Annotated in this window: 21 protein-coding genes; 13 read left to right on the top strand and 8 right to left on the bottom strand. The window is 60.3% G+C overall.

Annotated elements, in window-relative coordinates:
- The first annotated feature begins 80 nt into the window (after window positions 1-80).
- Window positions 81-755, top strand: coding sequence for a RadC family protein (gene radC / locus HRH33_RS00105; protein ID WP_167416959.1), 675 nt, complete (start codon window positions 81-83; stop codon window positions 753-755).
- 23 nt (window positions 756-778) lie between these two features.
- Here radC and HRH33_RS00100 read toward each other — a convergent pair whose 3' ends face one another.
- A complete protein-coding gene (locus tag HRH33_RS00100) occupies window positions 779-2,371 on the bottom strand; it encodes an ABC transporter substrate-binding protein (RefSeq protein ID WP_167416960.1) in 1,593 nt (530 codons plus the stop codon).
- Between the two features lie 458 nt (window positions 2,372-2,829).
- On the opposite strand from HRH33_RS00100, the gene rpmB reads away from it, so the two are divergent.
- Together rpmB and rpmG are read left to right on the top strand one after the other, a co-directional pair.
- Entirely contained in the window at window positions 2,830-3,063 is a 234-nt protein-coding gene (gene rpmB, locus HRH33_RS00095) for a 50S ribosomal protein L28 (RefSeq protein WP_034101474.1), read from the top strand.
- A gap of 11 nt (window positions 3,064-3,074) precedes the next feature.
- Window positions 3,075-3,230, top strand: coding sequence for a 50S ribosomal protein L33 (gene rpmG, locus HRH33_RS00090; protein WP_003176906.1), 156 nt, complete (start codon window positions 3,075-3,077; stop codon window positions 3,228-3,230).
- Window positions 3,231-3,301: 71 nt separating this feature from the next.
- Here rpmG and HRH33_RS00085 read toward each other — a convergent pair whose 3' ends face one another.
- Entirely contained in the window at window positions 3,302-3,664 is a 363-nt protein-coding gene (locus tag HRH33_RS00085) for a cupin domain-containing protein (RefSeq protein ID WP_034101473.1), read from the bottom strand.
- A gap of 229 nt (window positions 3,665-3,893) precedes the next feature.
- Between HRH33_RS00085 and HRH33_RS00080 the strand changes: the two genes are divergently transcribed.
- Both HRH33_RS00080 and HRH33_RS00075 read left to right on the top strand, forming a co-directional pair.
- Entirely contained in the window at window positions 3,894-5,387 is a 1,494-nt protein-coding gene (locus HRH33_RS00080) for an aldehyde dehydrogenase (RefSeq protein WP_034101472.1), read from the top strand.
- A gap of 181 nt (window positions 5,388-5,568) precedes the next feature.
- Window positions 5,569-6,714 carry an MFS transporter gene (locus HRH33_RS00075; protein WP_167416961.1) on the top strand — a complete coding sequence of 382 codons (1,146 nt, stop codon included), beginning with the start codon at window positions 5,569-5,571 and terminating at the stop codon, window positions 6,712-6,714.
- Here the strand turns inward: HRH33_RS00075 and HRH33_RS00070 are convergent.
- Entirely contained in the window at window positions 6,711-8,279 is a 1,569-nt protein-coding gene (locus HRH33_RS00070) for a phospholipase D family protein (protein ID WP_167416962.1), read from the bottom strand. The genes HRH33_RS00075 and HRH33_RS00070 overlap by 4 nt on opposite strands.
- 62 nt (window positions 8,280-8,341) lie before the next feature.
- Complete coding sequence (locus HRH33_RS00065) at window positions 8,342-9,766, bottom strand: aminotransferase-like domain-containing protein (protein ID WP_034101469.1); 1,425 nt, start codon at window positions 9,764-9,766, stop codon at window positions 8,342-8,344.
- Between the two features lie 164 nt (window positions 9,767-9,930).
- Between HRH33_RS00065 and HRH33_RS00060 the strand changes: the two genes are divergently transcribed.
- Entirely contained in the window at window positions 9,931-10,155 is a 225-nt protein-coding gene (locus HRH33_RS00060) for a DUF1127 domain-containing protein (protein ID WP_167416963.1), read from the top strand.
- Here HRH33_RS00060 and HRH33_RS00055 read toward each other — a convergent pair whose 3' ends face one another.
- A complete protein-coding gene (locus HRH33_RS00055; protein WP_167416964.1) occupies window positions 10,156-11,448 on the bottom strand; it encodes an NAD(P)/FAD-dependent oxidoreductase in 1,293 nt (430 codons plus the stop codon).
- Window positions 11,449-11,561: 113 nt separating this feature from the next.
- On the opposite strand from HRH33_RS00055, the gene HRH33_RS00050 reads away from it, so the two are divergent.
- A complete protein-coding gene (locus HRH33_RS00050) occupies window positions 11,562-11,915 on the top strand; it encodes a YkgJ family cysteine cluster protein (protein ID WP_034115453.1) in 354 nt (117 codons plus the stop codon).
- Here HRH33_RS00050 and HRH33_RS00045 read toward each other — a convergent pair.
- Window positions 11,912-12,400, bottom strand: a complete 489-nt coding sequence (locus HRH33_RS00045; RefSeq protein ID WP_167416965.1) for an Lrp/AsnC ligand binding domain-containing protein — start codon at window positions 12,398-12,400, stop codon at window positions 11,912-11,914. The two genes, HRH33_RS00050 and HRH33_RS00045, sit on opposite strands and share 4 nt — an antisense overlap.
- 155 nt (window positions 12,401-12,555) lie before the next feature.
- Here HRH33_RS00045 and dadA point away from each other — a divergent pair, with 155 nt between their 5' ends.
- The 6 genes from dadA to HRH33_RS00015 all read left to right on the top strand — a co-directional run bounded on the left by dadA (window position 12,556) and on the right by HRH33_RS00015 (window position 18,651).
- Complete coding sequence (dadA, locus tag HRH33_RS00040; protein ID WP_167416966.1) at window positions 12,556-13,857, top strand: D-amino acid dehydrogenase; 1,302 nt, start codon at window positions 12,556-12,558, stop codon at window positions 13,855-13,857.
- Window positions 13,829-14,182, top strand: coding sequence for a RidA family protein (locus HRH33_RS00035; protein ID WP_167416967.1), 354 nt, complete (start codon window positions 13,829-13,831; stop codon window positions 14,180-14,182). The genes dadA and HRH33_RS00035 overlap by 29 nt, the downstream gene beginning before the upstream one ends.
- A gap of 80 nt (window positions 14,183-14,262) precedes the next feature.
- Window positions 14,263-15,336, top strand: a complete 1,074-nt coding sequence (gene alr / locus HRH33_RS00030) for an alanine racemase (protein WP_167416968.1) — start codon at window positions 14,263-14,265, stop codon at window positions 15,334-15,336.
- Window positions 15,337-15,452: 116 nt separating this feature from the next.
- Window positions 15,453-16,001: a cupin domain-containing protein gene (locus tag HRH33_RS00025; RefSeq protein ID WP_005792468.1), complete on the top strand. Its 549-nt coding sequence runs from the start codon at window positions 15,453-15,455 to the stop codon at window positions 15,999-16,001.
- Window positions 16,002-16,183: 182 nt separating this feature from the next.
- Window positions 16,184-16,594, top strand: coding sequence for a c-type cytochrome (locus tag HRH33_RS00020; RefSeq protein ID WP_034115450.1), 411 nt, complete (start codon window positions 16,184-16,186; stop codon window positions 16,592-16,594).
- Window positions 16,595-16,728: 134 nt separating this feature from the next.
- Window positions 16,729-18,651 (top strand): acetyl-CoA hydrolase/transferase C-terminal domain-containing protein, encoded by a 1,923-nt coding sequence (locus tag HRH33_RS00015; protein ID WP_167416969.1) that lies wholly within the window; start codon window positions 16,729-16,731, stop codon window positions 18,649-18,651.
- A gap of 75 nt (window positions 18,652-18,726) precedes the next feature.
- Here HRH33_RS00015 and HRH33_RS00010 read toward each other — a convergent pair whose 3' ends face one another.
- Window positions 18,727-19,299 carry a xanthine phosphoribosyltransferase gene (locus tag HRH33_RS00010; protein WP_003195447.1) on the bottom strand — a complete coding sequence of 191 codons (573 nt, stop codon included), beginning with the start codon at window positions 19,297-19,299 and terminating at the stop codon, window positions 18,727-18,729.
- Between the two features lie 58 nt (window positions 19,300-19,357).
- On the bottom strand, window positions 19,358-21,367 hold the full coding sequence (gene rep, locus HRH33_RS00005) for a DNA helicase Rep (RefSeq protein WP_034101459.1): 2,010 nt from the start codon (window positions 21,365-21,367) through the stop codon (window positions 19,358-19,360).

Here is a 21,367-nt window from a genome sequence, read left to right as displayed (position 1 = left end):
GAAATCGCAGGCAAAAAAGAGGGCCTACGATAACACAGCGACCGCCACGCAACAGCGGCGCACTTGCACAGGGAGGTGGGATGAGTATTCGCGATTGGCCAGCGGCAGAGCGGCCACGGGAGAAACTTTTGGAGTGGGGCGCGGCAAGTCTGTCCGACGCCGAGCTGCTGGCGATCTTCCTGCGTACAGGAGTGGCAGGCCGCAGCGCGGTGGACCTGGCGCGCCATCTGCTGACGCAGTTCGGCGGCTTACGGCCGTTGCTTGAGGCCAGCCAGACGCTGTTCAACCAGCAGTTGGGACTGGGGCCGGCGAAATTTGCGCAATTGCAGGCCGTACTGGAAATGTCCCGGCGGCATATGGCCGAACGCTTGCGCAAAGACTCCGTACTGGATAGCCCGGTGGTGGTGCGCGACTACCTCAAATCGATGTTGCGGCATGAGCCTCACGAAATATTCGGCTGCTTGTTTCTCGACTCGCGGCACCGGGTGTTGGGTTTCGAGGCGTTGTCCCAGGGGACGATCGATGCCGCGATAGTTTATCCGCGACAAGTGGTCAAGCGCGCCCTGGCCTACAACGCGGCGGCGTTGATCCTATGTCATAACCACCCTTCCGGCAGCCTTGAACCCAGTGCAGCTGATCGAAAATTGACCAAGCTGCTGCAAAAGGCGTTGGAGGTCGTGGATGTGCGGGTGCTGGACCACATCATCGTCGGCGACGGCGACCCGCTGTCGATGGCCGAGCATGGCTGGTTGTGACCCCGCCCGGTGGGGGCCGGGGCTCAGGGCTTGACGCTGACCTTGGAGAAATCCTGGCGTCCGAATGGGCTGACCTGATACCCCTCGACACCCTTGCGCGTCAGGGTGAAGGCGGTCGGGTGCGCCAACGGTAGCCACAGCGCCTGTTGCTGGATCTGCGCCTGGGCCTGTTGATACAGCTTGCTGCGCACGCCTTGTTCGCTGGTGGTCTTGCCGGCGCTGATCAGCTTGTCGAGCGTCGGGTCGCAGTAGCGCGCAAAGTTGGTACCGGACTTCACCGCCGCGCAGGAAAACTGCGGAGTCAGGAAGTTGTCCGGGTCGCCGTTGTCGCCGGCCCAGCCCATAAACAGCAGGTCGTGCTCGCCGGCCTTGGCGCGGCGTATCAGCTCGCCCCACTCGATCACACGGATCTCGCCCTGGATGCCGACCTTGGCCAGGTCCGCCTGCAGTAATTGTGCGCCGAGGTTAGGGTTGGGATTCAGCAGGCTGCCGGTGGGGCGCGTCCAGATCGTGGTCTTGAAGCCGTCCTTGAGCCCGGCGCGGTCCAGCAGCGCTTTGGCTTTGGCGAGGTCCTGTGGATAACCCGGCAACTCCTTGGCAAAGCTCCAGGTGTTCGGCGGGTAAGGCCCGCTGGCGGCTTCGGCGGTGCCTTCGAATACGGCCTTGAGGTAGCTGGTCTTGTCGAATGCCAAGTTGATAGCCTGGCGCACTTCGGGCTTGTCCAGCGGTGGGTGCTGGCTGTTGATGGCCACGAAAGCGGTCATGAACGCAGCGGTTTTCTCCACTTTGAGAGCGGCATCCTTTTGGGCCTCGCCCACATCCAGAGGCTTGGGCGACAGGGCGATCTGGCATTCGTCGCGATGCAGCTTCTGTAGGCGCACATTGGCATCGGGGGTGATCGCGAAGATCAAGTTATCCACAGCCGGTTTGCCAGCAAAGTAATCCGGGTTGGCCTTGTAGCGAACCACGGCATCTTTTTGAAAACGCACAAAAACGAAGGGGCCGGTGCCGATAGGGTGGCTGTTGAGTTTCTCCGGCGTGCCAGCCTTGAGCAGTTTGTCGGCGTACTCCGCCGGGTAGATCGAAGCGAAGCCCATGCTCAGGGCCGAGAGGAATGTGGAATCGGCGTGGTCCAGGGTGAAGCGCACCGTCAGCGGGTCGAGGGCGTCAATCTTCTTGATCAGCGTGGGCAATTGCAGGGATTGTGCATGGGGGAAGCCACTTTGAGCGATCTTATGCCAAGGGTTGGCCGGGTCGAGCATGCGTTCGAAGCTGAAGCGCACGTCTTCGGCCGTCAGCGTTCGGCTTGGGGTGAAATACTCGGTGCGGTGGAATTTCACGTTGGGGTGCAGCTTGAAGGTGTAGGTCAGGCCGTCGGGCGAGACTTCCCAACTGTCTGCCAGGCTGGGCACGAGCTTGCCGCTGGTGGCGTCGTAGTCCACCAGACGGTTCATCAACACATCGGCCGACGCGTTGGTGGTGGTCAGCGAGTTGTACTGCACCACATCGAACCCTTCGGGGCTGGCCTCGGTGCAGACGCTCAAATTGCTGGCGGCAGAGGCCAACGGCGTAATGAAGAGAGGGGCAAGCAAGAGCGGCAGGGCTGCGAGGCGCATATTAGGTTTCCTTTGCAGATCGTAGGCCCATCTGCGAGTGCAGTCTGGAAAAGTCCTACCGTAGAGGTCTGATTGATAAATGACTAGCCCATTTTTGCCTGTGCTTTTGCCGAAAATACTGTTTTGATGGCGCCTCGGTGAGATTCTGCGTGCGCCTGATCGCTTAGGTGGGGGCTCGAACTGATTCTGTGCGACGAGCGGTCAGCCGTAAGGGCGGCCCCTCCTGGCAGCGGTTCGGGCGTTAGCGGCTTGGAATTAAGTCGGTAAAAACACACGGGCTGTTGTTGCACCTGGGTCTTTCTGGTATAAAGCAGCGCTCTTTTCTAGGGGCCCGGTTCCTTCGCTTGTAGGTGTAGCCGGTAAGACCCTAAAGAAACGCGGCGCCTGGCGCCAAATGACTGAGAGATTAAGCGGCCAACCCATGCCGGGTTGGGCATGTGGTTTTAGAGGGCTGAGGCATGTCGAGAGTCTGTCAAGTTACCGGTAAGGGTCCGGTGACTGGGAATAACATTTCCCACGCAAATAACAAAACCCGTCGTCGTTTCCTGCCGAACCTGCAGCATCACCGCTTCTGGGTTGAAGAAGAGAAACGTTTCGTGCGTCTGCGCGTATCCGCCAAAGGCATGCGTATCATCGACAAGCGTGGCATCACTGCCGTGCTGGCCGACATCCGCCGCGCTGCCAAGGTTTAAGGAGCTATATCATGCGTGAATTGATTCGAATGATCTCTAGCGCCGGTACTGGTCACTTCTACACTACCGACAAGAACAAGCGTACTACCCCGGACAAGCTCGAAAAGAAAATGTTCGACCCGCGCGTTCGCAAGCACGTGATCTACAAAGAAGGCAAAATCAAGTAATTGATTTCCTTCCTTGTGAAAAAAAGCCCGTATCTCACGATGCGGGCTTTTTTTTGCGTGCGAGTTGCTGATCAGGCTTTCTGTTCGAACACCACGTAGATTTTGCGACAAGGTTCGAGCACTTCCCAGGTCCCGGTGAAACCGGCGGGGATCACGAAGCGGTCGCCAGCGCGCAGGGTCTTGGCGTTGCCCTGATCATCGCGCAGCACCGACACGCCCTGCACGATCTCGCAGTATTCATGTTCGGTGTAGTTAACCTTCCATTGCCCCACTTCACCCTCCCAGACCCCCGCATTCATCTGGCCACAGGGGCTGTTGTAGTGGTTGTAGAGGGTCTGCTCGGGGTCGCCCTTGAGGATTTTTTCCGCGCCAGGGCGGTAGCGTTCGGGGGCGGTGTTGGCTTGGCTGAAGTCGACGATGTCTTGGATGCTCATGTGCATATCCCGTCTGGCCTGCGGTTGGTAAGGCCAAAGTCTATGTTTATTAAAATGAACATCGCAAGGGCGTTTGCCGCCGTTATGTCAAATATATTGAAACATCCCTGGTCGCTGGTTTAGGGTGGCAGCTGCCTTTGGCCGAACAGCTGGCTGGCGGGCAAGAATTCTTTGAGGCTGCCGGGCGACATCGCCTGGCCCTCGTATTCAATAAGAGGAGGACACTCGCATGACCACCCTGACCCGTGCCGACTGGGAACAACGCGCCAAGGATCTGAAGATCGAAGGCCGCGCCTACATCAATGGCGAATACACCGCCGCCGTTTCCGGCGACACCTTCGAGTGCATCAGCCCGGTCGATGGCCGCCTGCTGGCCACGGTTGCCAGCTGTGACGCCGACGATGCCCAGCGCGCCGTGGAAAACGCCCGTGCCACCTTCAATTCCGGCGTGTGGTCGCGCCTGGCACCGGCCAAACGCAAAGCCACCATGATCCGTTTCGCCGCGCTGCTCAAAGCCAACGCCGAAGAGCTGGCGCTGCTCGAAACCCTGGACATGGGCAAGCCTATCAGCGATTCCCTGTATATCGACGTGCCCGGTGCCGCCAATGCCTTGAGCTGGAGCGGTGAAGCCATCGACAAGATCTACGATGAAGTCGCGGCGACCCCCCATGATCAACTGGGCCTTGTGACCCGTGAGCCGGTCGGCGTGGTTGGCGCCATCGTACCGTGGAACTTCCCGTTGATGATGGCCTGCTGGAAACTCGGCCCCGCGCTCTCCACCGGTAACTCGGTGATCCTCAAGCCGTCCGAAAAATCTCCGCTGACCGCCATCCGAATCGCGGCACTGGCCGTTGAAGCTGGGATTCCGAAAGGCGTGTTCAACGTTCTACCTGGCTATGGCCACACCGTGGGTAACGCCTTGGCGCTGCACATGGACGTCGACACGCTGGTGTTCACTGGCTCGACCAAGATCGCCAAGCAGCTGTTGATTCGCTCTGGTGAGTCGAACATGAAGCGTGTTTGGTTGGAAGCAGGCGGCAAGAGCCCCAACATCGTGTTCGCCGACGCTCCCGACCTGCAGGCCGCCGCCGAGTCGGCCGCCAGTGCCATTGCCTTCAACCAGGGCGAAGTGTGCACCGCCGGTTCGCGCCTGCTGGTGGAGCGCTCGATCAAGGATACATTCCTGCCCCTGGTGATCGAGGCCCTTAAAGGCTGGAAGCCCGGCAACCCGCTGGACCCGGCGACCAATGTCGGCGCCCTGGTGGACACCCAGCAGATGAACACCGTGCTGTCCTACATCGAAGCCGGTCACGCCGACGGCGCCAAGCTGGTGGCGGGCGGCAAGCGCACGCTGGAAGAGACCGGCGGCACCTACGTCGAACCGACGATTTTCGATGGTGTGACCAATGCCATGAGAATCGCCCAGGAAGAAATTTTTGGTCCAGTGCTGTCGGTGATCACTTTCGATAGCGCCGAAGAAGCGATCAAGATTGCCAACGACACCCAATACGGCCTGGCCGCGGCGGTGTGGACTGCGGATATCTCCAAGGCGCACCTGACCGCCAAGGCGCTGCGCGCGGGTAGTGTGTGGGTCAACCAGTACGATGGCGGCGACATGACCGCGCCGTTCGGTGGCTTCAAGCAGTCGGGCAACGGTCGTGACAAGTCGCTGCACGCGTTCGACAAATACACCGAGCTGAAGGCCACCTGGATCAAGCTGTAAGCAACACTGCCGGGCCCGTGTAGGAGCGAGCTTGTGCGGGAGCCGGCTTGCCTGCGATAGCATCACCGAAGTGTGGTTGACACACCGAGGTGTTTGCATCGCGGGCAAGCCGGCTCCCGCGCAAGCTCGCTCCTACAGTTCGTTTTGAACCTAGAAAATAATTATCCACAGGAGCGTGGCAATGCGTTGGGCGACTTACTTTGCCGTCCTGGCTTCGGTACTCAGCGTGGGCTTGGCCCTGGGCGTCAGTATGCCGCTGGTCTCCCTGCGTCTGGAGAGCTGGGGCTACGGCAGTTTCGCCATTGGCGTAATGGCCGCGATGCCGGCCTTCGGCGTGCTGCTCGGCGCTAAGCTTTCCAGTCGCTTGGCCGCTTGGCTCGGTACGGCAAACCTGATGCGTTTGTGTCTGTGGGCGGGTGCGGTGTCCATCGGTTTACTGGCGATCCTGCCCAGTTATCCCGTGTGGCTGGCGCTGCGTTTGATGATTGGGGTGATCCTGACCATTGTTTTTATCCTTGGCGAAAGCTGGATCAATCAATTAGTGGTGGAGCAGTGGCGTGGCCGGCTGGTGGCGCTGTATGGCTGCAGCTATGCGCTGAGCCAACTGTCGGGCCCGTTGTTGTTGGGTGTGATCGGCACCGGGCATGACTACGGTTTCTGGGTCGGCGTAGGGCTGCTGATGGTTGCGCCGTTGCTGTTACTGGGGCGTTCCGGTGCGCCGACGGCCAATTCGTTTAGCGTCACTTTCGCCGAGCTTTGGCGTTTTTGCCGGAGCCTGCCGGCCATTGCCTGGGCGGTGGCGCTGTTCGCCGCGTTCGAAGCGATGATCCTGACACTGCTGCCGGTGTACTGCCTGCAACAGGGATTCAGCGCCGAGATTGCCCTGGCGATGGTCAGCACGGTGGTCGTCGGCGATGCGTTGCTGCAATTGCCTATTGGCGCGCTGGCCGATTATCTGCCACGCCGTACTCTGTTTCTCGGCTGTGCGCTACTGTTGCTGGCATCGAGCCTGGCGATTCCTGCTCTGCTGCACACGCTGCTGATCTGGCCGGTGTGGGTGCTGTTCGGCGCCAGTGCGGGCGGGTTGTTCACGCTGTCGTTGATTCTGATCGGCGAGCGCTACCGCGACGACGCGCTGGTGCGGGCCAACGCCCATATCGCGCAGCTATGGGGCATCGGGTGTCTGTTGGGGCCATTGATCGCTGGCGCCGGCAGCCAGTGGGTCAGCGGGCACGCACTGCCGTTGCTGATGGCTGCCGGGGCATTGGGGCTGGTGCTGTTGTTAGTGCGCCAAGGTGCTTTCGGCGCTACACAGCCTTGTTCTTAAAGCATGCGCTCCAGGCCGACCGAAGTAGCAAACCACGCATTGAACCGCCGCCACCAACTGCCTGGCTCGCGCGTCAGGGTGTGCAGTTGGCCGTTATCTTCGGTTACCCACACCACTTGGCCGTCTTGTAGTTTCGCCTCATAGCTGAGGGCGGGCGCCATGCCTTGCAGCGCCAGGTTGCGTACGTGCTCGGCCAGTTCGGGGCTGTCCACCAGCACCCCGACCTCGGTGTTCCACAGCACCGAGCGGGGATCGAAGTTGAACGAACCGATAAATGATTTCTCGCCATCAAAGATCATTGCCTTGCTGTGCAGGCTGGAGTCCGAACCGCGGAATGAGCCGCGCCGGAACAGATGCGGCCCACTGCCGGCGCTCGGGTCGCCGGGTTGGCGGCGCAGTTCGTACAGCTTCACGCCGTGCTCCAGCAACGCTTTGCGGTACGGCGCGTAACCGCCGTGCACAGCCGGTACGTCGGTGGCTTCCAGGGAGTTGGTCAGCAGGCTGACTGAAACGCCGGCATCGGCGAGCCCGGTGAGGTACACCAGCCCAGGTTGGCCTGGCACGAAGTACGCCGAAATCATCATCAGTTCACGGTTGACCCTTTCCAGCTCAGGTGCCAGTTGAGTGGTCAGCAGTAGCTGCGGGTCCGGGTCGGCTTTGGCCAGTACCTTGCTCGGTGCATCCCACAGTGCCTGGTTCCAGGCCCAGATCAGTTCGCGGCGCCAGATGTCCATGCGCGGTTGGGTCTGGTAGGCGCGCAAGCGGTTGTACAGGGCATGATGTTGTTGGCGCGACTCCGCCAGTGACGCCGCCAAACCCGCGCGGGCGGCGGCCAGATCGTCTTTGGAGGGCAGGGTAGAGACGAAGTTGTCGATCGGCTTGCTCAAGGCGCTGTTCCAGTATTGATCGAAACTGTGACCCAATTGCTCGGCCACCGGCCCGACGCTGAGCATGTCGATATCGGTGAAGTTCAGGTTGGGCTCGGCGTCGAAATACTCATCCCCCAGGTTGCGGCCGCCGACGATGGCTGCACTGTTGTCCGCCAACCACAGCTTGTTGTGCATGCGCCGGTGTTGCAGCGACAGGTTGAACAGGCGGCCCATGGCCCGCGTGGCGCCCGTGCTGCGCCCCAGATGCAGCGGGTTGAACAGGCGGATTTGGATGTTGGGGTGGGCGGCGAGGGTGGCGATCACCTGGTCGAGGCCGTCGCTGGTGGTGTCGTCCAGCAGGATGCGTACACGCACGCCACGGTCGGCGGCTTTGAGCAGTTCGTCCACCAGCATGCGCGTGCTGATGCCGTCATGCACGATGTAGTACTGCAGGTCGAGGCTGGTCTGGGCGTTGCGGATCAGTTCGGCGCGGGCCATAAAGGCTTCGCTGCTGTTGGGCAGCAGGCGAAAGCCCGAGCGCCCTTGATAGAGCGCCGCCTGGGCCTGGATAGAGCGGCCGAACGAGGATTGTCCGGCCGGCAGTGCGTCGCTGGGCACTCGAGGCGCAGTCACCGTGGCGCAGCCGCCCAGGGCGAGGGCTCCCAACAGGAGGAACGGTAAAAGCCGTTGGATCATCAAGGGAGTCGCTTCCGGATCAGGGCAGTAGTCGGCATATGACGGCTATTTGCCGTGAAAGGTCAGTCCGCTGATTCGGCCAGCATTTTGCTCGCGGCGATGCCGACCTTGCGCACTGCCTCTTCGATCTGCGGGGTTGGCTTGGCAGCGTAGTTCATGCGCAGGCAATTGCGGTACTTGCCGGATGCAGAAAAGATGCTTCCTACAGCCACCTGTACGCCTTGTTCCACCAGCACACGGTTGAGTTTGAGGGTGTCGAAGCCTTCCGGTAGTTCTACCCACAGCATGAAGCTGCCCTGAGGCCGGCTGGCGCGGGTGCCAGCGGGAAAATACCGGCTGACCCAATCGAGCATCAGGTCACGATTGCGCTGGTATTGGGTACGCATCCGTCGCAAATGTGGTTCGAAATGCCCGCCCTTGAGGAATTCGGCGATCGCGATCTGCGGCTGTGTGGCGGTAGAACCGGTGCTGATGTATTTCATGTGCAGCACTCGCTCCAAATAGCGCCCCGGTGCAACCCAGCCAATACGCAGGCCTGGGGCGAGGGTTTTGGAGAATGAACTGCACAACAGTACGCGGCCGTCTTCATCGAAGGATTTGATCGTGCGCGGGCGTGGGTAGCTGTAGGCCAATTCGCCGTATACATCGTCTTCGATAATTGCCACATCGAAGCGCTGGGCCAGGTTCAGCAGCGCACGCTTGCGTGCCTCGGGCATGATGTAGCCCAGCGGGTTGTTACAGTTGGGGGTCAACTGGATGACCTTGATCGGCCACTGTTCCAAGGCCAGTTCCAGCGCTTCGAGGCTGATGCCGGTGAGCGGGTCGGTAGGAATTTCCAGGGCCTTCATGCCCAGGCCCTTGAGGGTCTGCATGGCGCCATGGAAGCTCGGCGAGTCCACCGCGACGATATCGCCGGGTTCACAGATGGCGTGGATGCTGGCGGAGAGTGCTTCGTGGCAGCCGGTGGTGATCACGATGTCTTCCGCGCCCAGTTGGCAGCCGGAATCCAATGACAGTCGAGCAATCTGCTCGCGCAACTCCATACAGCCGAGAATGTTGTCGTAATACAGGCCGGGAAGATCCTGGCGTCGACTGACGCGGGCCAGGCTGCGCAGCAGGGGTTTGAGGGTGGGTGACAACACATCGGGCATGCCGCGGCCCATCTGTATGACGTCTTTACGCGGTACGGCGCGAATAAGTTCCAGCACCTGATCCCATTGGGAAATCTCCACTGGGCGCTGTGCCGGACGGCCTATTTCCGGCAGGGCGGGGAGCTCACGGCCCACGGGTACGAAGTAACCGGACTTGGGTTTGGGGGTTGCCAGGCCGTTGTCTTCCAGCAAGCGATAGGCCTGTTGCACGGTGCTCAGGCTTACCCCGTGCTCCACACTCAACGCACGGACGGAGGGCAACCGGTCGCCGGGGCGGTAGAAGCCTTGTTCGATGCGAGTACCCAGCAGTTCGGCGAGGTTGACGTAGAGGGTCATGGCGGTCGCTCCCGGGACCAGTACAGATCCTAGGAAAATACAGGATTCAGCCGCCCAGTGGCAGTATCTGTATGGATTTAATAGATAAAGGTTGAATCTGTAATGGTTTTGCTCGCTCGCTCATTCTAGTCGCTCATGGCAACCGGCAAATGAGGGGCAACAAAATGAACGGCATAAGCGATGTGCGCCTGAGGTTACACAGTCAGGAACTGGAGGCTGACCACGCACGGGTCGTAACGCCAGGCGATATCAGCCGTTGGGGGCTGTTCTGGCGCCGTCGCCACACGCGCAAGGCCTTGCTGAGCATGACCAGCGAGCAGCTGCGCGACATCGGCTTGAGTGCCCAACAGGCGCGCGAGGAAGGTCTGAAACCGTTCTGGCGCGATTGATCAGAGCAGCTCTTTGAGACGGTGCCAAAGCATGCCCAGCGCCAGCAGCGGCGAGCGCAAATGCTTGCCACCGGGGAAGGTCATATGCGGCACCTGGGCGAACAGATCGAAACGCCCCTGCTGTTGGCCGCTGATCGCTTCGGCCAGCAGCCGGCCCGCCAGATGCGTGGCGTTGAGGCCATGGCCGGCGTAAGCCTGGGCGTAATACACATTGGGTTGATCGGCCAGGCGACCGATCTGCGGCAGGCGATTGGCGCCGATGCCGATCATGCCGCCCCATTGGTAATCGATCTTCACGTCGGCCAACTGCGGGAACACTTGCAGCATTTTCGGACGCATATAAGCGCCGATGTCCTTGGGGTCGCGTCCGGAATAATGACAAGCACCACCGAACAGCAGGCGACGATCGGCGGACAGCCGGAAGTAATCCACGGTGACTCGCTGATCACACACCGCCATGTTCTGCGGCAGTAGTTGCGTGGCCTGGGCTTCACTCAAGGGTTCGGTGGCGATGATATAGCTGCCGGCGGGCAATACCTTGCCGCTCAGGTGAGGGTTGAGGCCGTTGAGATAAGCGTTGCAGGCCAGCACCAGCGTCTTTGCGCGCACTGTGCCCTGGGCGCTGTGGACTTGGACCTCGGAGCCGTAGTCGATGCGGGTCACTTCGGACTGTTCGAACAGCCTCACGCCCAGCCGCTCGGCGGCGGCAGCTTCGCCAAGGGCCAGGTTCAGCGGGTGCAGGTGGCCGGAACCCATGTCGATCATGCCTCCGACGTAGCGCTCGGAACCGATCACGCTGCTCATTTCGTTGGCTTGCAGCAAGCGCACTTCATGACGATAACCAAGGCTGCGCAGTTCTTCGGCATCTTCGGCCAGGCCCTGCAGATCGCGAGGTTTGTTGGCGAGGTCGCAATAGCCCCAGGTCAGGTCGCAAGGGATCTGGAAGCGCTCGACGCGCTCGCGCACGATCTCCACGGCTTCCAGGCCCATCTGCTTCATCTGGCGCACGCCGTCGGTGCCGATGAAGTTGGCGAACTGGTCGAGGCCATGGCCGACGCCGCGAATCAGCTGGCCGCCATTACGTCCGCTGGCGCCCCAGGCGACTTTGCGCGCTTCCAGCAGCACTACGCTGAAACCGCGGTCGGCCAGTTCCAGCGCGGTGTTGAGCCCGGAAAAACCGCCACCTACCACGCACACGTCAGCCGTGACTTCACCCTTCAACGCTGGGTAATCAGGCAGAGGCAGGCTGCTGGCGGCGTAGTAGGAATCGGCGTGCCGGGCGCTGGCGGTCATGGGCGCATCCCTGTTTGGAAAATTTGACGCAGGATACAGCGGTCGGACGATGCTGTCTGCGCAGGGGAATTTGCGGCAGAATCCACCCCTGTTCGCCGTTGAGTACCTGTTCGATGAGTTGCAACCGTCAGAAGATCAGCGCATTGCGCCGTCAGATTCCTTCGTTCGAGTGTGTTCCGGGCTGCCACGACTGCTGTGGGCCGGTGACCACATCCCCCGAGGAAATGTCGCGTCTGCCGCGCAAGACCGCTGCCGAGCAGGAAGCCGCCATGGACGAGCTGAACTGCGTCCACCTGGGCCCCACTGGCTGCACGGTGTATGACGAGCGACCGCTGATCTGTCGGTTGTTCGGCACCACCCAAACCTTGCCATGCCCCAACGGGCGCCGGCCGGTGGAGTTGATTCATCCGCGGGTGGAAAAACAAATCCACGAATATATGGCCAGCACCCGGCAGGTATTGGTTTAGTCCGGGATCGGCAGGTTCAGGCTCTCCTTTACCTCTTCCATCACGATATAGCTCTTGGACTCACGCACGTGGGGCAGCTTGAGCAGGATGTCGCCCAGCAGTTTGCGGTACGAGGCCATCTCGGAAATCCGCGCTTTCACCAGATAGTCAAAGTCACCGGACACCAGGTGGCATTCCAGCACATGGGGCAGTTTCAGCACGGCGCGGCGGAACTCTTCGAAGGTGTCTCCCGACTTGTAATCCAGGCTGATCTCGACAAATACCAGCAAACTCCCCTTCAAGTGCTGCGGGTTCAACCGTGCGTTGTAGCCCATGATGATCCCCTCGCGCTCCAGGCGCCGCACGCGCTCGGTGCAGGGCGTGGTCGAGAGGCCGACTTTTTCCCCCAGATCAGTGAACGAGATGCGCCCGTCGGTTTGTAGGATGCGCAGGATATTGCGATCGATCTTGTCCAGCTCCCGTTTGGTCTGGGTGTTGGTACGCATAGGGGATACGCCTCTGTAAAAACGGTTTTTGCCGAGAATTGTCGCCAAATATAGGCATTTATATAGTGAAATGCACTGGTGATTGCTTTTTATACTGCGCCCATCATTGCTCGAATAACACACGTCGGCGGCCACGCCGCGATGAGGATATAAAAATGCGCGTTCTGGTCTTGGGTAGCGGCGTCATTGGTGTCACCAGTGCGTACTATTTGGCGCGGGCCGGTTTCGAAGTGGTGGTCGTCGACCGTCAACCCGCCGCAGCCATGGAAACCAGTTTCGCCAACGCCGGTCAGGTGTCCCCTGGTTACGCCTCGCCCTGGGCCGCACCGGGTGTGCCGCTCAAGGCCATGAAATGGCTACTGCAACGCCACGCGCCGCTGGCCATCAAGGCCACCGCCGATATTGATCAATACCTGTGGATGGCGCAGATGCTGCGCAACTGCACCGCCAGCCGGTATGCAGTTAACAAAGAGCGCATGGTGCGTTTGTCCGAATACAGCCGCGACTGCCTTGATGAGTTGCGCGCCGAGACCGGTATTGCCTACGAAGGCCGCAGCCTCGGTACTACCCAACTGTTCCGCACCCAGGCGCAGTTGGATGGCGCGGCCAAGGACATCGCGGTGCTCAAAGAGTCCGGCGTGCCCTTCGAACTGCTTGACCGTGCCGGCATTGCTCGCGTCGAGCCTGCCCTGGCCAGCGTCACCGGTATTCTGGCCGGTGCCCTGCGCTTGCCCAACGATCAGACCGGCGACTGCCAGATGTTCACCACGCGCCTGGCCGAGATGTGCACGCAATTGGGTGTTGAGTTCCGCTTCGAACAAGACATCCAGCGCCTCGATCACGCGGGCGACCGCATCAACGGCGTATGGATCGATGGCAAGCTGGAAACGGCCGATCGCTACGTGCTCGCCTTGGGCAGTTATTCGCCGAAGTTGCTCAAGCCGCTGGGTATCAAGGCCCCGGTGTACCCGCTCAAGGGGTATTCCCTGACTGTGCCGATCACCAATCCGGCGATGGCGCCCACGTCGACCATTCTCGACGAGACCTACAAGGTCGCGATCACCCGTTTCGACAACCGCATCCGCGTCGGCGGCATGGCTGAAATAGCCGGTTTTGACCTGTCGCTGAATCCGCGTCGACGGGAAACCCTGGAGATGATCGTCAACGACCTTTATCCTCAGGGCGGTGATTTGGCCCAGGCTTCGTTCTGGACCGGCCTGCGTCCGACTACACCTGACGGCACGCCGATTGTCGGTGCCACACCGTTCAAGAACCTGTTCCTGAATACCGGCCACGGCACGCTCGGTTGGACCATGGCCTGCGGATCGGGCCGTTTGCTGGCTGACCTGATGGCCAAGAAAACCCCGCAAATCAGCGCCGCAGGCCTCGATATTTCCCGTTATGGCAACCACCAGGAGTCCGCAAAACATGTCAATCCAGCGCCAGCTCACCAATGAGCGCATGAGCCAGATCGTTGTCCACAGCGGTACCGTGTACCTGGCTGGGCAAGTCGGCGATAACATGAGCGCCGGGATTGAACAGCAGACCCGTGAAACCTTGGCCAATATCGAGCGTTTGCTGGACCTGGCCGGTACCGACAAGACCCGATTGCTGTCGGTGACGATTTATTTGAAAGACATCGACGCCGATTTCGCCGGTATGAACGCGGTGTGGGACGCCTGGTTGCCCAAAGGGGTTGCCCCGGCCCGCGCCACGGTTGAGGCCAAGCTTTGCGAGCCGCAAATTCTGGTAGAACTGTCCGTCGTGGCTGCCCTGCCGTAATTACAGATCCCTCTCCCGGCGCTGAGGTTTGTTGATCAGCGCCGGTTTTTCTTCACTCTGCCGCCTAGAAGCCTGCCGTCATGCGTCCAGCCCGTGCCCTGATCGACCTCCAAGCCCTGCGCCACAACTACCAATTGGCCCGTGAACTCACGGGAGCCAAGGCACTTGCCGTGATTAAGGCCGATGCCTATGGCCACGGTGCCGTGCGCGTGGCCCAGGCGCTGGAAGCCGAGGCCGACGGCTTTGCCGTAGCGTGCATCGAGGAAGCATTGGAACTGCGCGCCGCTGGCATTCGTGCGCCGGTGCTGCTGCTGGAAGGCTTTTTTGAAGCCGACGAGCTGCCTTTGATCATCGAGCATGATTTCTGGTGCGTGGTGCACTCGCTGTGGCAACTTGAAGCGATCGAACAGGCGCGCTTGAGCAAGCCGCTGACCGTCTGGCTCAAGCTGGATTCGGGTATGCACCGCGTGGGCTTGCACCCTAAGGATTATCACGAGGCTTACCAGCGCCTACTGGCCACCGGCAGCGTTGCCAAGATTGTGCTGATGAGCCACTTCGCCCGCGCCGATGAGCTCGATTGCGTGAGCAGTGATGAGCAGGTGGCCGTGTTTGATGCGGCGCGCCAAGGCCTGAGCGCAGAAGTCAGCTTGCGCAATTCGCCATCGGTGATGGGCTGGCCGAATGTGTCCAGCGACTGGGTCCGGCCCGGCATCATGCTTTACGGTGCTACGCCTTTCGGCGAAGCGCAGTCTGTGGCCGCACGTTTGCAGCCGGTGATGACCCTGGAATCGAAAGTGATCTGCGTGCGTGAACTGCCGGCGGGTGAGCCCGTAGGCTACGGTGCCAGGTTCATCACGCCCAAGCCGATGCGAATCGGGGTAGTAGCCATGGGTTACGCCGACGGTTACCCGCGCCATGCTCCCACGGGTACGCCGGTGCTGGTGGCCGGGCAGCGCAGTCAGTTGCTGGGGCGTGTGTCCATGGACATGCTGTGCATCGACCTGACGGACGTGCCTCAGGCCGGTCTGGGCTCTACGGTGGAGCTGTGGGGCAAGAACATTCTGGCCAGTGACGTGGCCGTCGCCGCCGAGACCATCCCCTACCAGATCTTCTGCAACCTGCGGCGGGTGCCAATGCTCTACTCCGAGGCCTGACAGGCCGTCACGAATGGAGCTGGTCGGGATTTAGGCCAAAGTGTTGTAAATACTGAACGCTGTCGCCATGATAACGCTCAATTACAACAAAGCCTGAATCCTAGGAGGCACCTGCATTGGACGTCGGCGAACGACTGCAATCCATCCGTAAACTCAAAGGTCTTTCCCAGCGTGAGCTCGCCAAGCGCGCGGGTGTCACCAACAGCACCATTTCGATGATCGAAAAAAACAGTGTCAGCCCTTCGATCAGCTCCTTGCGCAAGGTGCTGGGCGGCATTCCCATGTCCATGGTCGAGTTCTTCTCTGAAGAGATCCTCCAGGAAATACCGACGCAGATCGTCTATAAAGCCAATGAGCTGATCGACATCTCCGACGGCGCCGTCACTATGAAACTGGTGGGCCGCGCGCATCCAAGCCGGGCCATCGCGTTTCTCAACGAGATCTACCCGCCGGGCGCCGACACAGGTGAAGAAATGCTCACCCACGAGGGCGAGGAAACCGGGATTCTGCTGGAAGGCCGGTTGGAGTTGGTGGTCGGTCTTGAAACTTTTGTGCTCGAAGCGGGCGATAGCTACTACTTTGAAAGCACCAAGCCCCACCGTTTTCGCAATCCGTTCGACGTGCCGGCGCGACTAATCAGCGCAGCCACACCCGCGAACTTTTAACAGAAGAGGCGTCCTGCCAGCATTGCAGAGCCGCCCGTAGCTGCATTCCGCCAGACTGAATCTCCCTTTGGTTAATAGGGTTGTTTCAGCCAGGCGGGCTAACCGTTATACTTTCGCCGCCTGCGAAACCGTGGCCGCAGGCGTGAATAGCCACCATTGAGGGTGAACGCGTGAACCTAATTATGAAAATGCTGGCTGCACCAGCAACCGTACTGGCTCTATGGGCTGTCAGCGCTCAAGCTGCCACCAATGATGAGATCGCCAAGCGCCTGGAGCCTGTGGGGCAGGTGTGTGTTCAAGGTCAGGAATGCAAAGGCATGGAAGTGGCCGTGGCTGCCGGCGGTGGTGGAGCGAAAACGGCAGATCAGATCATCGCCAAGCACTGCAACGCATGTCACGGCTCGGGTTTGCTTGGCGCGCCGAAAATTGGCGACACCGCGGCCTGGAAAGAGCGCGCTGACCACCAGGGCGGCCTCGATGGCATCCTGGCCAAGGCTATCACTGGCATCAACGCCATGCCGCCTAAAGGCACTTGCGCCGATTGCTCCGATGATGACCTCAAGGGCGCGATTAAGAAGATGTCCGGTCTTTAATCGGCCGATCTTCGTCAAAAATGCCGCTTACGAGCGGCTTTTTTGTGCCTGGGATTCACCCTGAAGGCTGGTTATTGCAGCAAAGAGCCTGCAAGCTCGGTCCAACCCAAATCATGGAATGTCAGGAGGGTCGGATGGTGCAGTTGTGTTCAATCGAGCAAGCAGTTGACGACGTACTGGCGCGGTTGCCGGCGCATATCCATATGGGCCTGCCCCTGGGTTTGGGTAAACCCAATCTGTTCGTCAACGCGTTGTATCGGCGTATTGCCAAGCTACCGGAACGAGCGCTGACCATTTATACCGCTCTAAGCCTGGGCCGCCCGACATTGGGCGACGGTTTGCAGAAGCGTTTCCTCGAACCCTTTATCGAGCGCGTGTTCGGTGATTACCCCGAATTGGACTTTCTCGCCGACCTGCATAAAGACAGCCTGCCGCCCAATATCCACGTGCAGCAATTCTTCATGCAGCCCGGCAGCCTGCTGCACAGCGTTTCAGCACAGCAGGATTACGTCAGCAGCAACTACAGCCATGCAGCCCGCGACATCAACGCCGCCGGCCTGAACCTGGTGGCGCAACTGGTCGCCAGCAGTGCCGAACACCCCGACCGCCTGAGCCTGAGCTGCAACCCCGACATTACCCTCGACCTACTGCCGATGATCGCCAAGCGCCGGGAGGCGGGTGAAACCATCCTGGTCGTCGGCCAGGTTCACACCGATTTGCCTTATATGCCCGGTGATTCCGAGCTGGGCATGGACGCGTTCGACTACCTGCTCGACGAAAAAGACAGCACCACGCTGTTTTCCACGCCCAATATGCCGGTGGGTTTCCAGGATCACTTTATTGGCCTGCATGCCAGCACCTTGGTGCGCGATGGCGGCACCTTGCAGATCGGCATCGGCTCCATGGGCGACGCGCTGACCGCCGCATTACTGGCGCGCCAGGCAGACAACGAAGCCTATCGCTTGCTGATGACGGACCTGGATGTGTACCGCTGGGCGCCGTTGATCAGCCGTGAAGGCGGCGTCGCGCCCTTCGCCCGTGGCCTTTACGGCTGCAGCGAAATGTTCGTCAATGGCCTACTGGTGCTGGCCGACGCCGGCATTGTGCGGCGCAAGGTGTACCCGGATGCGGCCACTCAGGAGCAGGCAAATGCCGGCTTGCTCGACGATGCGGCGCAGCCCGATGGTGTATCGATCCACGGCGGTTTCTTTCTTGGCCCGCGCAGTTTTTACCAGCGCTTGCAGGAAATGACCCATTCCAAGCGCCTTGAATTCAACATGACCCGTATCAGCTACATCAACGAGCTGTACGGTCAGGAGGCGCTCAAGCGCCTGCAGCGTCAGGACGCGCGGTTTATCAACAGCGCGATCGTGGTGACGTTGCTGGGCGCGGGTGTGGCTGATCAATTGGAAGACGGCCGCGTGCTTAGCGGCGTGGGCGGGCAATACAACTTTGTGGCTCAGGGCCATGCGTTGGAGGGCGCGCGGTCGATCCTGATTCTGCGCAGCTGGCGCGAATCGGCCGGGGAGGTCAGTTCCAATATCGTTTGGGATTACGGCCACTGCACCATTCCACGGCATCTGCGGGATATCGTCATCACCGAATACGGCATCGCGGATTTACGCGGCCAGACGGACGCGAAGGTGATCGAGGCGTTGCTCAACATCACCGACTCACGCTTCCAGGCCGACTTGATCGAGCAGGCGCAAAAGGCCGGCAAGTTGCCCAAGGATTTCCAGCTCGATACGCGCTTCAGCGACAACACGCCGGAGCGGCTCCAGGGTATCCAGGCGCGGCATCGGCGTTTGTTCCCGGAGTATCCGCTGGGCAGCGATTTCACGGACGAAGAGCGGGATCTGTTGCGCGCTTTGAACTGGCTCAAGAGCAAATTCAAGCTGACGGAGATTCTGGAGTTGGGCAAGGCGGCGCTGGATGCACCGGAGCCGCAGGCGTTTCCAGCGCATTTGAGGCGGATGCGGTTGGATACGCCGGAGGGTTTGAAGGAGGACCTCTACCAGCGCCTATTGCTCGCTGGTTTACAAGCAACCGCACACTAAAAGCCAACACAAAGCCAAATGTGGGAGGGGGCTTGCTCCCTCTCACATCTTGATCCGTGTTCACCTCGTAGCAAATTACTCGATGAAGGTGACGACGCCACCGGCCAGCGACTTCACCCGCGCCAGCGATTCAACCCGATAGCCCTGGGCATCCAGCTCCGCACGGCCACCCTGGAACGACTTCTCGATGACGATCCCCAAACCGGCCACGGTGGCGCCGGCTTGCTTGATGATCGAAATCAGTGCCTGGGACGCCTTGCCGTTGGCCAGGAAGTCATCGATCACTAGCACGCGATCGCTGCTGGTCAGGTGGCGCGGCGAGATGGCCACGGTGCTTTCGGTTTTCTTGGTGAAGGAGTACACCGTCGCCGACAGCAGGTTTTCGGTCAGGGTCAGGGATTGCTGCTTGCGCGCGAAGATCACCGGTACGCCCAGGTTCAGGCCGGTCATGATCGCCGGGGCGATGCCTGAAGCCTCAATGGTGACGATCTTGGTGATGCCCGAATCCTTGAACAGCGCAGCGAATTCGTCGCCGATCAGTTTCATCAGCGCCGGGTCGATCTGGTGGTTCAGAAACGCGTCGACCTTGAGTACCTGATCGGAAAGCACGATGCCTTCTTCGCGAATTTTCTTGTGCAGTGCTTCCACGGAAAGCTTCCTCTAATGGCGCGTTGTGCGCCGAAAGTAGATTAAAAAGTAGTCGATTCTAGCGCTTTAACATCGCGCGTATATCCGCCAAGGCGGTGTTGCCGCGCACGGCCTTCACCTCGGTCGGGGTGTCGTCATTGCCTTCCCAGGCCAGGTCGTCCGGCGGTAACTCGTCGAGAAACCGGCTGGGGGCACAGTCGATGATTTCACCGTATTGCTTACGCTTGGCGGCGAAGGTGAAGGCCAGGGTCTGACGCGCGCGGGTAATGCCCACGTAGGCCAGGCGCCGTTCTTCCTCGATAGTGTCGGCTTCGATGCTGGAGCGGTGCGGGAGGATTTCCTCTTCCATGCCCATGATGAACACGTAGGGGAATTCCAGGCCCTTGGAGGCATGCAAGGTCATCATCTGTACACCTTCGGCGCCGTCTTCTTCTTCCTGCTGGCGTTCGAGCATATCGCGCAGTACCAGCTTGCCGATGGCGTCTTCGACGGTCATCTCGCCGTCTTCGTCTTTTTCCAGGGTGTTCTTCAGTGCTTCGATCAGGAACCAGACGTTGCCCATGCGGTAATCCGCGGCCTTGTCGCTGGAGCTGTTGGTGCGCAGCCAGTTTTCATAGTCGATATCCATGACCATGCTGCGCAGGGCGCTGATCGGGTCTTCGCCGGCACATTGCTCGCGCACTTTGTCCATAAAACGCTTGAAGCGCGACAGCCGATCGGTGAAGCGCGTGTCCAAATGTTCGCCCAGGCCGATTTCGTCGGTGGCGGCGTACATCGAGATCTTGCGCTCGGTGGCGTAGTTGCCGAGTTTTTCCAGGGTGGTGGAGCCGATTTCCCGACGCGGCACGTTGATCACGCGCAGGAAGGCGTTGTCGTCGTCTGGATTCACGATCAGACGGAAATAAGCCATCAGGTCTTTGACTTCCTGACGTCCGAAAAAGCTGTTACCGCCTGACAGACGATACGGCACCTGGTGGTGCTGCAATTTCAGCTCGATCAGCTTGGCCTGGTAGTTGCCCCGGTACAGGATCGCGAAATCGCTGTAAGGCCGGTCAGTGCGCAGGTGCAAGCTGAGGATCTCGACGGCCACGCGCTCGGCTTCGGCGTCTTCGTTGCGGCAGCGGATCACGCGGATCTCGTCGCCATGGCCCATCTCGCTCCACAGTTGCTTCTCGAACTCGTGGGGGTTGTTGGAGATCAGCACGTTGGCGCAACGCAGGATACGGCTGGTGGAGCGGTAGTTCTGCTCCAGCATCACCACCTTCAAGGAAGGGTAGTCCTCCTTGAGCAGCATCAGGTTTTCGGGGCGGGCACCGCGCCAGGCGTAGATCGACTGGTCGTCGTCGCCCACCACGGTGAATTGGTTGCGCGTCCCGATCAGCAGCTTTACCAGCAGGTATTGGCTGGCGTTGGTGTCCTGGTATTCGTCCACCAGCAGGTAGCGCACCTTGTTCTGCCATTTTTCCAGGATGTCTTTGTGTTCCTGGAACAGCTTGACCGGCAGCAGGATAAGGTCGTCGAAATCCACCGCATTGAACGCCTTGAGCGTGCGCTGGTAGTGGGTGTAGACGATGGCGGCGGTCTGCTCCTTAGGGTTGCGCGCGTTTTCCAGGGCTTCGGCGGGCAGGATCAGGTCGTTTTTCCAGGCGCCGATCATGTTCTTGATCTCATCGACGCCGTCGTCGCCCGCGTATTCCTTTTGCATGATGTCGGTCATCAGGGCTTTGACGTCGGTCTCGTCAAAGATCGAAAAGCCCGGTTTGTAGCCCAGCCGCACATGCTCCTTGCGGATGATGTTCAGCCCCAGGTTGTGGAAGGTACACACGGTGAGGCCACGGCCCTCGCCACCCTTGAGCAGGGTGCCGACGCGCTCTTTCATTTCTCGCGCGGCCTTGTTGGTAAAGGTCATGGCGACAATGTACTGGGCGCGGATGCCACAGTTCTGGATCAGGTGCGCGATCTTGCGGGTGATCACGCTGGTCTTGCCGGAGCCTGCGCCGGCGAGCACCAATAGAGGGCCGCCGACGTAGTTCACGGCTTCTTGCTGCCGGGGGTTGAGTCGGGACAT

The organism is Pseudomonas rhodesiae (assembly GCF_013285305.1).
GTDB lineage: Bacteria > Pseudomonadota > Gammaproteobacteria > Pseudomonadales > Pseudomonadaceae > Aquipseudomonas > Aquipseudomonas rhodesiae.
This window is presented reverse-complemented; position numbering and strand designations above follow the sequence as displayed.